This window comes from Paenibacillus mesotrionivorans, from assembly GCF_046098205.1.
Lineage (GTDB): Bacteria > Bacillota > Bacilli > Paenibacillales > NBRC-103111 > Paenibacillus_AR > Paenibacillus_AR mesotrionivorans.
The window spans coordinates 1-683 of record NZ_JBJURJ010000040.1 but is presented as its reverse complement, the minus strand read 5'-3'; the positions used below and the strand labels follow the sequence as shown (position 1 = coordinate 683).

1 protein-coding gene is annotated in these 683 nt (G+C 64.6%); it reads right to left on the bottom strand.

Features of this window, described 5'->3' with window-relative positions; translation table 11 throughout:
• The coding region (locus tag ACI1P1_RS29720; protein WP_463605687.1) for a rhamnogalacturonan lyase family protein at nt 1-683 on the bottom strand (683 nt) is incomplete at both ends.

The following is a 683-nucleotide window of genomic DNA, read 5'->3' as shown; positions in this document are numbered from 1 at the left end:
CGCACCACCAGCTCCTCCCGCCAGTCGCCGAACAGGTCGGCTACCAGACACGGGTTGCCCTTGGTGCCGTTGTTGGAGCGGGTGCCTTCTGCGGTGAGCACGGTGCCATGTTTCCAGTCCTCAATGGTCACGTCCTGATCAAAGGTGCCGCTGACGATCTGGGTGGTCATGTCCGCTCCCCACTTGATGCTCATGTTGGTGCCCGGTGCGGTTTCACTCAGCTTCTCGCCTTTGGCCGAACGCAAGCCCCGGGAGGGCTCATGGGCCAGATGGCTTTCGCTGCACCAGGTTTGCAGACCCGGCACAGCCGGCTCTACCTTGCCTACCATCCCCCGCCCCACGTCCTCGGTGGCGAAGGCGCCGTACAGCACCTCGCCGGTAGCCGCGTCACGCAGGGTGTAGCCGTATGGCGCATGGTCCCCCTCTTCGTGGACCATGTAAATCTGCAAGCCGTCCCGGTCCGGGTCCACCACCGCTACATGCAGCGCATCCCCGTGGCCCAGCTTGGCGTATTCGCCGGGTGCGATACCGCCCTCCGGCAGAATGCCGCCGGAGCTGTACAGAATGCTGCCGTCCTGGTCAATGGTCACCGAGCCATAGACAATCTCCTGGCAGCCGTCCCCGTCCACATCCGCTGTGGACAACGCATGGGCGCCTTGTTTGGCGAAGCTGCCGAAGCCCGG